Origin of the sequence: Streptomyces gobiensis (assembly GCF_021216675.1) — a bacterium.
Lineage (GTDB): Bacteria > Actinomycetota > Actinomycetes > Streptomycetales > Streptomycetaceae > Streptomyces > Streptomyces gobiensis.
Window position 1 is genome coordinate 513301 of record NZ_CP086120.1, and the last position, 13295, is coordinate 526595.

13 protein-coding genes are annotated in these 13295 nt (G+C 69.0%); 2 read left to right on the forward strand and 11 right to left on the reverse strand.

Going from position 1 to position 13295, the window contains the following annotated elements; all coding sequences use genetic code 11:
• Positions 1 to 6: 6 nt before the first annotated feature.
• Together test1122_RS02480 and test1122_RS02485 are read right to left on the reverse strand one after the other, a co-directional pair.
• Positions 7 to 1434: an alkaline phosphatase PhoX gene (locus tag test1122_RS02480; RefSeq protein WP_232267504.1), complete on the reverse strand. Its 1428-nt coding sequence runs from the start codon at positions 1432 to 1434 to the stop codon at positions 7 to 9.
• Between the two features lie 364 nt (positions 1435 to 1798).
• Positions 1799 to 3307 (reverse strand): hypothetical protein, encoded by a 1509-nt coding sequence (locus test1122_RS02485; protein ID WP_232267505.1) that lies wholly within the window; start codon positions 3305 to 3307, stop codon positions 1799 to 1801.
• 233 nt (positions 3308 to 3540) lie between these two features.
• Here test1122_RS02485 and test1122_RS02490 point away from each other — a divergent pair, with 233 nt between their 5' ends.
• A complete protein-coding gene (locus test1122_RS02490) occupies positions 3541 to 5361 on the forward strand; it encodes an endonuclease/exonuclease/phosphatase family protein (protein WP_232271721.1) in 1821 nt (606 codons plus the stop codon).
• Between the two features lie 78 nt (positions 5362 to 5439).
• Here test1122_RS02490 and dapD read toward each other — a convergent pair whose 3' ends face one another.
• From dapD to test1122_RS02515, 5 genes are all read right to left on the reverse strand, one after another.
• Complete coding sequence (dapD, locus tag test1122_RS02495) at positions 5440 to 6429, reverse strand: 2,3,4,5-tetrahydropyridine-2,6-dicarboxylate N-succinyltransferase (RefSeq protein ID WP_232267506.1); 990 nt, start codon at positions 6427 to 6429, stop codon at positions 5440 to 5442.
• A gap of 33 nt (positions 6430 to 6462) precedes the next feature.
• The gene (locus test1122_RS02500) at positions 6463 to 7026 is read right to left on the reverse strand and encodes a TetR/AcrR family transcriptional regulator (protein WP_232267507.1); all 564 of its coding nucleotides are present in this window, start codon (positions 7024 to 7026) and stop codon (positions 6463 to 6465) included.
• Entirely contained in the window at positions 7026 to 7349 is a 324-nt protein-coding gene (locus test1122_RS02505; RefSeq protein ID WP_232267508.1) for a DMT family transporter, read from the reverse strand. The genes test1122_RS02500 and test1122_RS02505 overlap by 1 nt, the downstream gene beginning before the upstream one ends.
• A gap of 172 nt (positions 7350 to 7521) precedes the next feature.
• Entirely contained in the window at positions 7522 to 9090 is a 1569-nt protein-coding gene (locus tag test1122_RS02510) for a sensor histidine kinase (protein WP_232267509.1), read from the reverse strand.
• Complete coding sequence (locus test1122_RS02515; protein ID WP_232267510.1) at positions 9077 to 9742, reverse strand: response regulator transcription factor; 666 nt, start codon at positions 9740 to 9742, stop codon at positions 9077 to 9079. Before test1122_RS02515 ends, test1122_RS02510 begins: the two co-directional genes overlap by 14 nt.
• A gap of 109 nt (positions 9743 to 9851) precedes the next feature.
• On the opposite strand from test1122_RS02515, the gene test1122_RS02520 reads away from it, so the two are divergent.
• Positions 9852 to 10325: a PepSY domain-containing protein gene (locus test1122_RS02520; protein ID WP_232267511.1), complete on the forward strand. Its 474-nt coding sequence runs from the start codon at positions 9852 to 9854 to the stop codon at positions 10323 to 10325.
• A 129-nt stretch (positions 10326 to 10454) separates the two neighbouring features.
• On the opposite strand, the gene test1122_RS02525 is transcribed toward test1122_RS02520, so the two are convergent.
• Genes test1122_RS02525 through sufC form a run of 4 tightly spaced genes read right to left on the reverse strand, consistent with a single transcriptional unit; the run spans position 10455 to position 13292 of the window.
• The gene (locus test1122_RS02525) at positions 10455 to 10784 is read right to left on the reverse strand and encodes a metal-sulfur cluster assembly factor (protein ID WP_232267512.1); all 330 of its coding nucleotides are present in this window, start codon (positions 10782 to 10784) and stop codon (positions 10455 to 10457) included.
• Positions 10781 to 11248, reverse strand: coding sequence for a Fe-S cluster assembly sulfur transfer protein SufU (sufU, locus tag test1122_RS02530; protein WP_232267513.1), 468 nt, complete (start codon positions 11246 to 11248; stop codon positions 10781 to 10783). Before sufU ends, test1122_RS02525 begins: the two co-directional genes overlap by 4 nt.
• A gap of 26 nt (positions 11249 to 11274) precedes the next feature.
• Positions 11275 to 12531, reverse strand: coding sequence for a cysteine desulfurase (locus test1122_RS02535; protein ID WP_232267514.1), 1257 nt, complete (start codon positions 12529 to 12531; stop codon positions 11275 to 11277).
• On the reverse strand, positions 12528 to 13292 hold the full coding sequence (sufC, locus tag test1122_RS02540) for a Fe-S cluster assembly ATPase SufC (RefSeq protein WP_232267515.1): 765 nt from the start codon (positions 13290 to 13292) through the stop codon (positions 12528 to 12530). Before sufC ends, test1122_RS02535 begins: the two co-directional genes overlap by 4 nt.
• Positions 13293 to 13295 lie beyond the last annotated feature (3 nt).

Consider the following 13295-nt stretch of genomic DNA (forward strand, 5'->3'; position numbering starts at 1 on the left):
CCCTGGTCAGGGACAGCGGCGTGGCTGCCGCTGCCACGGCCCGGTGATCGCAACCATGATTCCCGGCTCCTGGATATTGGCGTACAGCGTCGCCCCGTCGGGCGAGAAGCAGACGCCGGTGAACTCCTGGTAGGCCGGTTTCTCATCGGTGCCGACGTTCACCTCGTTCCGGGCGAGTTCATAGGTGCGCCCATCGTCGGTGGCACCGAAGAGGTGCTGCACGCCCTCGCCGTCCTCGGCGATGATGAGACCACCGTACGGAGAGACGGTGATGTTGTCCGGCCCGTCGAAGGCACCTGGCTCCGAGGGATCCGGATTGACGCCGAGCAGCACCTTGAGCGTTACGGTACGGCGCTTGGGATCGTAGAACCACACCTGACCGTCGTGCGGGGCGCCCGGGGACTCGTCACGGGCGTAGGAGGAGACAAAGTACGCGCCGCCGTCGCTCCACCACATGCCCTCAAGCTTGCGGCCACGGGTGACCTCTCGCTGACCGAACTGCCGGCGGACCGGCACCTCACGGGCGTCCCGGTCGGGGACGTCCACCCAGTCGACGCCGTAGACGACACCGGTCTTCGACGCGTGCGACAGGTCCTCGACAAACCGGCCGCCGGAGTCAAAGCACCTCATCGTCTGGAGCCTGCCGGCGTCATCGGCGAGCCCGCTCAGCTGACCCCGGCCGTGCCGGAAGCCGTGCGGCGGTACCCAGCGGAAGAACAGCCCGTTGGGATTCTTGTCGTCCTCGGTGAGATACATATGGCCGCGCCTGGGGTCGACGACGACGGCCTCATGGTCGTAACGGCCCAGCGCCTTGATGGGCTTGGGGTCGCGGTTGGCCCGGCGGTCGTAGGGATCCACCTCGAAGACATAGCCGTGATCCCTGGTCATACCGTTCTCACCTGCGAGGTCGGAATTCTCCTCGCAGGTCAGCCAGGTGCCCCAGGGCGTGGTGCCACCGGCGCAGTTGGTGGAGGTACCGGCGATGCCGACCCACTCGGTCACCGGGTCACCGTGCTTGGGGACATCGACGACCGTGCACCCGCCGGAGGCGGCCGGGTCGTAGACCAGCCCTTCGGTGAGCGGCACCGGGTGGTCCCACTGCTCCCGAGGGCCCTTCAGCTCATGGTTGACGACCAGCAGGTCCGCCCCGCGCGGCCCCGCGAAGCAGCCGGTGCCGTCGTGCTTGAAGGGGGTGAACTCCCCCGTCTCCAGCTTGGTCCTGCCCGCCCAGGTGAGCACCCGGTACGAGAATCCCTCAGGCAGCGAGAGTATCCTCGCCGGATCGGGGATGAGGGGTCCATACCCCAGTCCGCCCCACCCGCCGGCCGCTATGGCCCCTGGGGCGCTGGCGAGCGCGCCCACGCTTCCGGCCACTGCGATTCCCGCACTGGTGGCAGCGGTTCCTCTGGCGAAATCCCTGCGGCTGATCGGCATCGCGTCTCCCGTCGGATTCTGGCTGCGGCGGGCTCAGGCTGCCGCCCCGTGGCGAACGGAAGCTGAACGTGACGCGACGCCAAGGGCCCTTTCACCGAGTCAGTCGGTGGCGACGCGCAAGTACCACATAAAGAATCATGACAAAGAAGGACATCAGCGGCATCTCACCGCTAGGGGGTGTCTGGTGGATCTCCGTGGAGGGAGGAGCGGCGTCTGGTGCGTGCGATCGCAAGGCGGAGGAGGAAGCCAACCTGGTTGGTTGGCGACCGACGACAACGCAGCGAGCGTGCGTGCCAGGCGTCGCGACGCCGCGGAGATCCACCAGACACCCCCAGCCCTCGCGCGCCTCATGCGCGCAGCCGCGTCAGACGCGTGAGCGGGCCTTGTACGCCGCCTTACGGGCCTCCTTCGCCGCCTTACGGTCCGGGTGAACGCGCCCCATCGCCTCCAGCACCTCAGCGGTGGCCGGGTGGTCGACGCGCCACGCCCTGTCGAAGAAGCCGGTGTGCTGGTCGACCAGCCCCCGCATCAGATCCCGCAGCTCGGAGGACTCACCGTCGTCGCCCTCGGTGTCCAGCTGCGCGGCCAGAGTGTCCACCGTCAGCCAGAAGACCATTTCCTCATCGGGTGGCGGCACTTCGCCCGCTCCGCGCTCGGCCAGCCACACCCGGGCCAGACCGCCCAGCTCCCGGTCGTCCAGCACCTCGCGCAGGGCGGGCTCGGCCGCTACGTCGACCAGCGAGAGCGCCTGCTGACACAGGAGGCGGCGACGCGGCGCCCCGGGGTCCGTGCCCCGGGCGGCGTCCAGCAGGGCGCGCGCGGCGTCCAGCGGCGTACGCCCGTCGAGCCACTGTTCCAGCTCGGACTGAGCGGCGTCCTCGGGGTGTCCGGGCAGGGCGGCGAGCAGCGTCTCGGCGTCCGCGTCGGCGAGGTCGCCGACCGCGGGGGCCTCGATTCCGGCGTCCAGCATGCGCGACCGTACACCGTACAGGCCCAGCGGGGTGAGCCGGACCATGCCGTAGCGGGTGACATCCTCATCGTCCGGCGCGGCGCCCTGCGCGCTCTCGCCCGCGGCCTCCTCGATCAGCGCCTCATCGACTGGCCGGTACTCGACGAGACCAATCGGCTCCAGCAGCCGGAACTGCTCATCGAGCCTCATCATCGCCGCCGACACCTCTTCCAGCACCTCATTGGTCGGCTCGTCCATGTCCTCGGGGACGATCATGGAAGCGGCGAGCACCGGCAGCGGAACCATAGCGCCCGCGCTGACGGCGTCATCGGTGATGGTCAGCAGATAGAGATTGCCGAGCGCCCCGTCGAGGAAGTCGGCCTCTTCCTCCGGGTTCCAGTCGAGGGCGTCGAGGTCGATGGAGTCCGGGTCGAGCTGGCCGTCCTCGCCGATGGCGCCTCCCAGGCCGCCGAGCAGATCCTCGAAGCTGGGGGTCGCGGCATCGGCGAGCAGCGCCTCCAGACCGCCCTGCCAGATCTCCAGGACATCGGTGGGACCACCGCTGGTCAGCAGCTCCAGCTCCGGGCCGGGGGTGGCGGTGCCGACGGTCTCGTCGGACTCCAGCGTCGGCTCAGCGTCCGCGTCCTCTTCGATCTCCAACAGGCCGGTGTCCACGGCGAGATTCCAGGCGTCGGCGGCCGCGGCCGGGCCGTCCTCGGCGCCGTCCAGACCCAGGTGGACGGTGGCAGCCTTCAGCTGCTCGCCGAGGAGTTCACCGCCGGCGCCGACCCGGATCTCGGCCCCGGCCCAGCGGGCGAGCCTGACGGCCCTGACGAGGAGGGGTGCGGCTAGGGCCTCCCGTGCCAGCTCAGCCTCGGAGGGCAGCCGCACGGGCGGCATGATGGGACGGTCGTCACCGGACATGAACTTCGGGCTCCTCAGTGGGGCGCTGGTGGGCAGTGTCCCAGCCTAGACCGGTTCGACCGCTTCCCGCCGGGTTCACCCACCCGTACGCCTGCGTATCCGTGCGGTGCCTTGACAACTCCCTTGGCCTCGACGATTTTTACGCGCGTAGAAGCAGCGTAGAAGCAGCACCCCCCATCGCACTCCGGCTCTGTTCCGGTGCCTCATCCCTGTTCCGGAGGGACCCCTTGACCATGCGCAGAAACGCCACGCTCGGCGCGCTCACCGTTGCCGCCCTGACCTCCACGCTTCTGGTGATCCCTGCCGCCGCCTCCCCCTCCCCTGCCAAGGTCCGCGTCCACGACATCCAGGGAACCTCCCGGATCTCCCCGTACGCCGGACAGCCGGTGGCCGATGTCCCGGGTATCGTCACCGGCGTCCGCGACTACGGCTCCCGGGGCTTTTGGCTGCAAGACGCCGCGCCCGATGACAACCCGGCCACCAGCGAGGGCATCTTCGTCTTCACCGGCTCCACGCCCACGGTGCGGGCCGGCGACCGGGTCCAGGTGTCCGGGACGGTCGGTGAGTACTACTACGGCGGTGTGAAGTCCGGGAACCAGTCGGTCACCCAGATTTCCCGCCCGTCCGTGACCGTGCTCTCCGCCGGCGATGAACTGCCCGCCCCGGTGGTGCTCCATGCCGACGCCATACCCGAGGCCTACGCTCCGGAGGGCGACCCGGCGGACAGCGGCAGCATCGAAGGGCTGGAGCTCCAGCCCAGCCGCTACGCCCTGGACCGCTATGAGTCCCTGGAAGGCATGCGGACGCAGATCCAGGACGCCCGGGTGGTCGGCCCGAGCACCCGGTACGCCGAGCTGTGGGTCACCCTCAAGCCGGAGCAGAACCCGACCCCGCGCGGCGGCACCGTGTACGGCTCGTACACCTCGCAGAATTCCGGACGGCTCAAGGTCAAGACGCTGGCACCGCTCAGCGAGCAGCCCTTCCCCACCGCCAACACCGGAGACCTGCTCGCCGGTGCCACCACCGGACCGCTGGACTACGACCGGTTCGGCGGCTACCTCATCGCCGCCGAAGAGCTGGGCACCGTCCTGGACCGCGGACTGCGGCCGGTCAGCGCCCGCAAGCAGCGGGCCAGGGAGCTGGCCATCGCCACCTACAACGTGGAGAACCTGCACCCGGGCAACGACCAGGAGAAGTTCGACCGGCTGGCCGCGGGCGTGGTGGACGGCCTCGCCTCCCCGGACATCCTCACCCTGGAGGAGATCCAGGACAACAACGGCCCGGTCAGCGATGGGACGGTCGCCGCAGGCCAGACCCTGAAGCTGTTCACCGACGCGATTGTCGCGGCCGGTGGCCCACGCTACGACTGGCGCGGCATCGACCCGGTGGACGGCCAGGACGGCGGCCAGCCGGGCGGCAACATCCGCAATGTCTTCCTCTTCAACCCCGAGCGGGTCTCCTTCACCGACCGCCCCGGCGGCGACGCCACCACCGCCACCGGGGTGGTCAAGCGGCGGGGCAAGGCCGCGCTCACCCTCTCCCCCGGCCGGGTCGACCCGGCGAACACCGCCTGGGAGAACAGCCGCAAGCCACTCGCGGGCGAGTTCACCTTCCGCGGCAAGCCGGTCATCGTCGTCGCCAACCACTTCGGCTCCAAGGGCGGCGACCAGTCCCTGCACGCCCGCTTCCAGCCGCCGAACCGTTCCTCCGAGGCCAAGCGGCTGCGGCAGGCCCAGGCCGTGAACAGCTTCGTCAAGGACATCCAGTCGGTCCAGCGGAAAGCCCGGGTCGTGGTCCTCGGCGACATCAACGACTTTGAGTTCTCCGGGACGACGAAGGCCCTCACCGCCGGTGGCGCGCTGCGCAGCGCGGTGTTCTCACTGCCGGCCGGGGAGCGCTACACATATGTCTACCAGGGCAATTCACAGGTGCTTGACCAGACTCTGGTCTCTCCGTCCATCAAGAGGTTCGACTACGAAATCGTCCACCTCAACGCGGAGTTCGCCGACCAGGCCAGCGACCACGACCCGCAGGTACTGCGGTTCCGTCCATGAGGCAGCTCCAGGAGCTGGCCTCCGCGGCGCGTACGGGCCCGGCCGTCCGGCCGGGCCCGCTCACGACCGATGACGCGATCAGTTGTGGCTGTGCAGGGCCTCGTTGAGGCCGCCCCAGGAGCCGGAGCGGGGCAGGGCCTCGACGGCGCCGGTGGTGGAGTTGCGGCGGAAGAGCAGGTTGGTGGCGCCGGACAGCTCCAGCGCCTTGACGACATCGCCGTCAGGGAGCGTGACGCGAGTGCCCGCGGTGACATACAGGCCCGCCTCGACGATGCACTCGTTGCCGAGTGAGATTCCGATGCCCGCCTGGGCACCGAGCAGGCATCCTTCGCCGATGGAAATGATCTGCTTGCCGCCGCCGGACAGGGTGCCCATGATCGAGGCGCCACCGCCGATGTCGGAGCCATCGCCGACGACGACGCCCGCGCTGATCCGGCCCTCGACCATGGAGGTGCCGAGCGTACCGGCGTTGAAGTTGACGAAGCCCTCGTGCATGACCGTGGTGCCCTCGGCCAGGTGCGCACCGAGCCGTACCCGGTCGGCGTCACCGATACGGACGCCCTTGGGCGCGACGTAGTCGGTCATGCGCGGGAACTTGTCGATGCTGGTGACCGTGAGGTTCGCCCCAGTGGCACGGGCCGCCAGCCGGGCCTGCTCGACCTGGTCCACGGCGACGGGGCCAAGGTTCGTCCAGGCGACATTGGCGAGCAGGCCGAAGACGCCGTCCAGGTTCTGCCCGTGCGGGCGGACCAGCCGGTGGCTGAGCAGGTGCAGCCGCAGATAGGCGTCGTGCGCGTCAGTGGGCTTGTCGTCGAGCGAAGCGATCACCGTACGTACGGCGATGACCTCGACCCCACGGCGGTCATCGGGGCCGAGCGCCTTCGGGGCGGCGTCGCCCAGCAGCTCGGCGGCGCGCTCGGCGCTGAGCCGCTCGGTGCCGGTCGGGCCGGGCCCCTCGGCCAGCTCGGGGCTGGGGAACCAGGTGTCCAGGACGGTCCCGTCGGCGGTGACAGTGGCGAGCCCGGCGGCGACGGCGCCGGTCGTACGGGGAGTAGCTGCGTCGGTCATACCGAAAACCTAACCGGAACGGCCGTACGCTGGCTAACCGGTCCCGGGGGTCGGACAACCGCCGATGGCACGGGCGAGAATGGCCTCGGCCTCGGTCTTGTCGTAGTCGCGGCCGGTCAGCAGGTGCTGGAGCGTCAGCCCGTCGGTCAGTCCGGCCAGCGCCCGCGCCGTTGTCTCGTCGTCGGTGCGGCGGCGCAGGACCTCGGCCAGGCCATCTACACACACGGCGGCGATCGGCCGCACGCGCTCGTAGCGCAGCGCCGCGAGATAGAGCTCGTACTCCATCAGCAGCCAGCTGCGGTCGGCCGCCATCGACTCCCCGATCAGCTCGGCCAGGGCCGCGGCGAGCGAGGCGTCGGGGGCGAGACCGCGCTCCCAGTGCCCGACCATGGCCAGCCAGTCGTCGGTCTGCTGCTGCAGGGCTGCCACCAGCAGGTCGTCAAGAGTGGCGAAGTGGTACGTGGTCGAGCCGAGCGGCACGTCCGCCTCGGCGGCCACCGCCCGGTGGCTGAGCGCTGCAATGCCCCGCTCGCTGACCACCCGGATCGCGGCGTCGATGATCCGCTGCCGACGGTCCGGATCGTATCGCCGCCCCATCAGTGCGTCGCCCCGCCGAGGTTGAGCACGACGACCCCGGCGATCACCAGCAGCACTCCGATGATCTTGGCTGCGGTCACCGCCTCTCCGATGAAGACCATCCCTATCGCGGCGATGGCCGCTGTCCCGGCCCCGGACCAGATGGCGTACGCGGTACCGACGGACATCGTCTTGAGTGTCTGCGCTAGCAGCACAAAGGCGATCAAGTAGCCCAGGGCTGTCCCGAGCGACGGCCACAGCTTGCTGAAGCCGTCGCTGTACTTCATCGCGGTGGTCCCGAGGATCTCCGCCAAGATCGCTCCGGAGAGCGTCAGATACATCATGTGTACGAGTGTACGCATCGATGCGTACGACTGTACACACCAGCGGGCCGCCCCATTCAGCCGAACAGGATCCGCTTCGGGCACAGCGCGGAACTCGTTACCCTCCGGGTCGGCCAGTACGGCCCACGTCACGTCCTCGCTCTGGCCGACGTCCACCCGGCGGGGCGCCGTGTCACCGGTCTGCGGCGACCGGCAACCGGAGTGCGAAGCGGGCGCCGCCCTCTTCCGCCGTGCCGACGGTGAGGGTGCCGCCATGGCGCAGCGCCACGTCACGGGCGATGGCCAGGCCGAGCCCGGCGCCGCCGTCGTCCCGGGTGCGGGCGTCATCGAGGCGTACGAAGCGCTCGAAGATCCGCTCCCGCTCGATCTCCGGCACGCCGTCACCGTCGTCGGCGACTTCCAGTACGGCCCAGTCGCCGTCCGGGCGGACCGATACCCGTACCTGCGTCGCGGCATGCCGCTGGGCGTTGTCCAGCAGGTTGCCGAGCACCCGCGCCAGCTGCCCGCGCGACCCGGCCACCTCCAGGTCGGCCAGTTCCCCCACCCGCACCGGATGCCGGTCCCCCACACGCTGGGCGAGCTCCTCCTGTACGAAGGCGGGCAGCGCCACCGGGGTGTGGCCCGGCCGCTCCCCCGCGTCCAGCCGGGCGAGCAGCAGCAGATCGGCGGCGAGCCGCTGCAGCCGTACGGTGTCCTGCACCGCGCCGTCCACGTCCAGCAGCTCCTGGTGGGCCGCGCCCACCTCCAGCTGGGTGCGCAGTGAGGCGATGGGGCTGCGCAGCTCGTGCGAGGCGTCGGCGACGAAGCGGCGCTGCCGCTCCACCGCGGTCTCCAGCGCCGAGAGGGTCTCATTGGTCGTACGGGCGAGCCGGGCCACCTCGTCGCGGGCCGCCGGTTCCGGCACCCGGCGGGAGAGATCGGTGCTCGCGGTGATCTCCGCCATTCCCTGCCGGATTCCCTCCACCGGTCGCAGCGCGCGGCGTGTCACCAGCCAGGTGACCCCGGCGACCACGACGAGCACGGCGGGCAGTCCGGTGAGCATGGCGCGGCTGACCGAGGAGACCGCCTGCTCCTGGTCGGCCAGGGAGGCGGCCGCGTAGACGGTGACCGGGGTGCCGTCCGAGGTCGCGCTCTGCACCGCGACCAGGCTGAAGTCCTGCTGGCCGGTGGCGTCTTCGCCGTACGTCACCTGGCCGTCCTCGTCCACAGGCAGCGAGACCGTACCCTCCTCGCTGGCCCGGTCCACCTCGACCGGCTCGGGGGACGGGGTGACGGTCGCTGTGTCGTCGTCCCCGTCGGGGCCGTCGTCGCCGGCGTCGTCATCACCGGAATCGTCATCGGAATCGTCGTCGTCGGAGTCGTCATCCGGGTCGTCCGGGTCAGCGGGGACGGTGGTCGGATCCGGGTCCGGGCGCTTCTCCTCCGCCCGGTGGAAGTCGGCGACCGCCGGCCGGCCGCGCAGCTCCTCCGATGCCCCAAGCACCTCGCCCTTCCCGTCCACGACCTGTACGGGGCCTTCGTCGTCCAGCCCGTCGATGCCGCCGACCTTCCCGGCGCGTACGTCCGTGACCTGCGCCGCCACCTCGCGGGCCGCCGCCTCGGCCTTCAGCCGGGCGTTGTCGGCGAGCCCGCCGCGCAGCACGGCGACCACCGCGAGGCCTGCGGCCACCAGGGCCACCGCCACCACGGCAGTGGCGCCGAGGGCGGCTCGCGTCCGTACCGAGCCCCTACGCACCGGCATCCACCAGCCGGTATCCGGCGCCCCGTACGGTGCTGATCCATCCCGCGCCCAACTTGCGGCGCAGCGCGCTCACATAGACCTCGACGATGTTCACGTCGCCCGCATAGGCGAAGTCCCAGGCGTGTTCCAGGATCTCGGTTTTGGACACGACCTCCCCCGCCCGTACCGCAAGCTGCTCCAGGACTGCGAACTCCTTGGTGGTCAGCGTCACTTCCCGCTCCCCCACGGTCACCCGCCGGCTTCCCGGCTCCACCGCCAGCTCCCCGACCCGCAGCACGGTGGCCACTCCCCGCGTCCGCCGCCGCAGCAGCGCACGTACCCGCGCGAGGAGCACCACGTAGGAGAACGGCTTGGTCAGATAGTCGTCAGCCCCGGTGTCGAGCCCTTCGGCCTCGTCGTACTCACCGTCCTTGGCGGTGAGCATCAGCACCGGCGTCTCGTTCCCGGCCGAACGCAGCGTCGAGCACACCCGGTAGCCGTTCATCCCGGGCAGCATGATGTCGAGGATGATCAGGTCGTACGTCCCCTCGCTCGCCCGGTGCAGCCCTTCCAGGCCGTCATGCACCACATCGACGGCGAATCCCTCAGCCGTCAGTCCCTTGGCCAGCGACAGGGCGAGACGACGCTCGTCCTCCACTATCAGTACGCGCATGGCCCAAGGGTGCCAAACTCCACCTGAAGCGATCTTCAGGTGGCTTCAGCCTGGCTTCAGCATCCCCTTGCGACGGTGGTCCACGTCAACAACCACTCGGGAGGGAACGATGAACCGCAAGCTGATCGTCGCCGCAATCGCCGCCACCACGCTGGCCGCGGGCGGTACCGCCGCCGCCGTCACTTCGCCGGGCGACATCAAGGACTCCGTCGGCGAGTCCACCACGCCCGCCGCCATGCCTTTGTCCGACACCGACGATGGCGTCGACGGCGATAACGACGATGCGAGGGAACTGGCCAAGGCGAAGATCAACGCTCAGGAGGCGCTGGAGAAGGCACTTTCGGCAGTCCCGGGCACGGCAGAGTCGATCGAACTGGACGATGACAACGGCAGTCTCGTCTGGGACGCCGACATCTTCGGCAAGGACCAGAAGTGGCACGACGTCACCATCGACCCGGACACCGGCAAGGTCCTGACCGATCACGCCGGCCAGGGCGACGCGGATGACGACGGCGATGACCGGGACGACGACCACGACGACAAGGACGACAAGGACGACAAGGACGACGGCAACGACGACTGACGCCGCCGACCATGTCCCCTGGATGGGCTGAGCGTCAGCCCATCCAGGGGCGCCCGTCGGAGCGGAACATAGCCGTGCCCACCAGCATCGCTGGTGGGCACGGCTATGTTCCGGGGCTCTTGTCCGCCGTCAGACGTTGAAGCCGAGCGCCCGCAGCTGCTCACGGCCATCGTCGGTGATCTTGTCCGGACCCCACGGGGGCATCCAGACCCAGTTGATCTTCAGCTCGTTGACGATGCCCTCGGTCGCCGACCTGGCCTGGTCCTCGATGACGTCGGTCAGCGGACAGGCCGCCGAGGTGAGCGTCATATCCAGGGTGGCGACATTGGAGTCGTCGATATGGATTCCGTAGATCAGACCAAGGTTGACGACGTCGATGCCCAGCTCAGGGTCGACGACATCGTAGAGGGCCTCGCGGACCTCTTCCTCGCTCGCCGGCTTGGTAGTCGTCTCACTCATGCCGTCTTCTCCTTAAGCGCGCCGTCGCCCAGCGCCTGGGCTGTCGCGTCCTTCCATGCCATCCAGCTCAGCAGAGCACACTTCACGCGCGCCGGGTACTTGGAGACACCGGCGAACGCGACCGCGTCCTCCAGCACGTCCTCCATGGCGTCATCCGGGGTGATCTTCCCCTTGGACTGCATCAGCTCCAGGAAGGTCTCCTGGATCCGCTGCGCATCGGACAGCTCCTTGCCGACCAGCAACTCATTGAGTACGGAGGCGCTGGCCTGGCTGATCGAGCAGCCCTGGCCCTCATATGAGACATCGGCGATGGTCTCGCCGTCGTACCGCACACGCAGAGTGATCTCGTCACCGCACGTGGGATTGACGTGGTGCACCTCGGCGTCGCCGTCGCGCAGTCCACGTCCGTGCGGGTGCTTGTAGTGGTCCAGGATCACTTCCTGGTACATCGAGTCAAGCTTCACGAGTCACCTTCAGCCGCTGTGCTTATCTATCCGAAAAAGTTCCGTACGTGCTCCAGGCCGTCGACCAAGGCGTCCACCTCGGCCGGCGTGGAGTACAGATAGAAAGACGCTCGCGTGGTCGCAGGAATTCCGTACCGCAGGCAGACGGGCCGGGCGCAGTGGTGGCCGACCCGGACCGCGATGCCCTGCTCGTCGAGCACCTGGCCCACGTCGTGCGGGTGAATGTCGCCGAGTACGAAGGAAATCGTCGCGCCCCGGTCCTCGGCCGTGGTGGGACCGATGAGCCGCAGGTCGGGGACCTCGGTGAGCTTACGGACCGCGTACTCCGTGATCGCGTGCTCATGGGCGGCGATCCTGTCCATGCCGATGGCGGTGAGGTAGTCCACGGCCGCACCGAGGCCGACGGCCTGGGCGATCGGCGGTGTACCGGCCTCGAACTTGTGCGGAGCGGGAGCGTAGGTCGATGAGTGCATCGAGACGGTCTCGATCATCTCGCCGCCGCCCAGGAAGGGCGGCAGGTCTTCCAGCAGCTCCTGGCGGCCCCACAGCACGCCAATACCGGTCGGGCCGCACATCTTGTGGCCGGTGAAGGCCACAAAGTCGGCCTGCAGCGCCTGGACGTCCAGCACCATGTGCGGGGCGGCCTGCGAGGCGTCGCAGACGACCAGCGCGCCGACCTCCTGGGCCCGGCGAACGATCTCCTCGACCGGGTTGATCGTGCCCATGATGTTGGAGACCAGGGTGAAGGAGACGACCTTGGTCTTCTCCGTGATGATCTCGTCGATGTTGGACAGATCGAGGCGGCCGTCGTCGGTGAGGCCGAACCACTTCAGCTTCGCGCCGGTACGCTGCGCGAGCAGCTGCCACGGCACGATGTTGGAGTGGTGCTCCATCTCCGTGATGACGATCTCGGTCTCATGGTCGACCCGGTAGGGCTCATCGGCCCAGCCCAGCATGTTCGCCACGAGGTTGAGCGACTCGGAGGCGTTCTTGGTGAAGATCACCTCGTCGCGGCTCGGCGCGTTGACAAAGGCGGCGACCTTGTCACGCGCGCCCTCGTACAGTGCCGTGGCCTCCTCGGCGAGGACATGAACACCGCGGTGGACGTTGGCGTTGGACCGCTCGTAGTAGGCGTTCAGCGCGTCGAGCACTTGGCGCGGTTTCTGCGAGGTCGCCGCGTTGTCCAGGTACACGATCTTCTTCCCGTCGTGGACCTGACGGTCCAGGATCGGGAAGTCCTTGCGGATTGCCTCTGTGTCGAGGAGGCCAGGCATCTGTGTCACGCGGTAGCGCCACCCTTCGCGTACTTCTCGTAGCCCTCGGCCTCAAGCTCATCGGCGAGCTCCGCGCCGCCGGACTCGACGATCCGGCCCTTGGTGAAGACGTGGACGTGGTCCGGCTTGATGTACTTCAGGATGCGCGTGTAGTGGGTGATCAGCAGGGTGCCGACCTCGCCGCTCTCATGGATGCGGTTGACGCCCTCGGAGACCACGCGCAGCGCGTCGACATCCAGACCGGAGTCGGTTTCGTCGAGGATCGCGATCTTCGGCTTGAGCAGCTCAAGCTGGAGGATCTCGTGGCGCTTCTTCTCACCGCCGGAGAAGCCCTCATTGACATTGCGCTCGGCGAAGGCAGGGTCGATCTGGAGACGCTCCATGGCCCCCTTGACCTCCTTCACCCAGGTACGCAGCTTCGGCGCCTCGCCACGGATGGCGGTGGCGGCGGTGCGCAGGAAGTTGGAGACGGAGACACCGGGGACCTCAACCGGGTACTGCATGGCGAGGAAGACACCGGCCCGGGCGCGCTCGTCGACGGACATCTCCAGGACGTTCTCGCCGTCCAGGGTGACGGTGCCGCCGGTGACGGTGTACTTGGGGTGGCCCGCCAGGGAGTAGGCGAGGGTGGACTTGCCGGAGCCGTTGGGGCCCATGAGGGCGTGTGTCTCGCCCTGCTTCACGGTCAGGTCGACGCCACGCAGAATCTCTTCGGGGCCGCTCTCGGTTTCAACGGAGACGTGCAGGTCGTGGATCTCAAGGGTTGCCATGGG

Bases quoted from the DNA above. Each gene is read 5' to 3' on its own strand.
- test1122_RS02480 (WP_232267504.1), bottom strand. From the start codon at position 1,434: ATGCCGATCAGCCGCAGGGATTTCGCCAGAGGAACCGCTGCCACCAGT.
- test1122_RS02485 (WP_232267505.1), bottom strand. From the start codon at position 3,307: ATGTCCGGTGACGACCGTCCCATCATGCCGCCCGTGCGGCTGCCCTCC.
- test1122_RS02490 (WP_232271721.1), top strand. From the start codon at position 3,541: ATGCGCAGAAACGCCACGCTCGGCGCGCTCACCGTTGCCGCCCTGACC.
- dapD (WP_232267506.1), bottom strand. From the start codon at position 6,429: ATGACCGACGCAGCTACTCCCCGTACGACCGGCGCCGTCGCCGCCGGG.
- test1122_RS02500 (WP_232267507.1), bottom strand. From the start codon at position 7,026: ATGGGGCGGCGATACGATCCGGACCGTCGGCAGCGGATCATCGACGCC.
- test1122_RS02505 (WP_232267508.1), bottom strand. From the start codon at position 7,349: ATGATGTATCTGACGCTCTCCGGAGCGATCTTGGCGGAGATCCTCGGG.
- test1122_RS02510 (WP_232267509.1), bottom strand. From the start codon at position 9,090: ATGCCGGTGCGTAGGGGCTCGGTACGGACGCGAGCCGCCCTCGGCGCC.
- test1122_RS02515 (WP_232267510.1), bottom strand. From the start codon at position 9,742: ATGCGCGTACTGATAGTGGAGGACGAGCGTCGTCTCGCCCTGTCGCTG.
- test1122_RS02520 (WP_232267511.1), top strand. From the start codon at position 9,852: ATGAACCGCAAGCTGATCGTCGCCGCAATCGCCGCCACCACGCTGGCC.
- test1122_RS02525 (WP_232267512.1), bottom strand. From the start codon at position 10,784: ATGAGTGAGACGACTACCAAGCCGGCGAGCGAGGAAGAGGTCCGCGAG.
- sufC (WP_232267515.1), bottom strand. From the start codon at position 13,292: ATGGCAACCCTTGAGATCCACGACCTGCACGTCTCCGTTGAAACCGAG.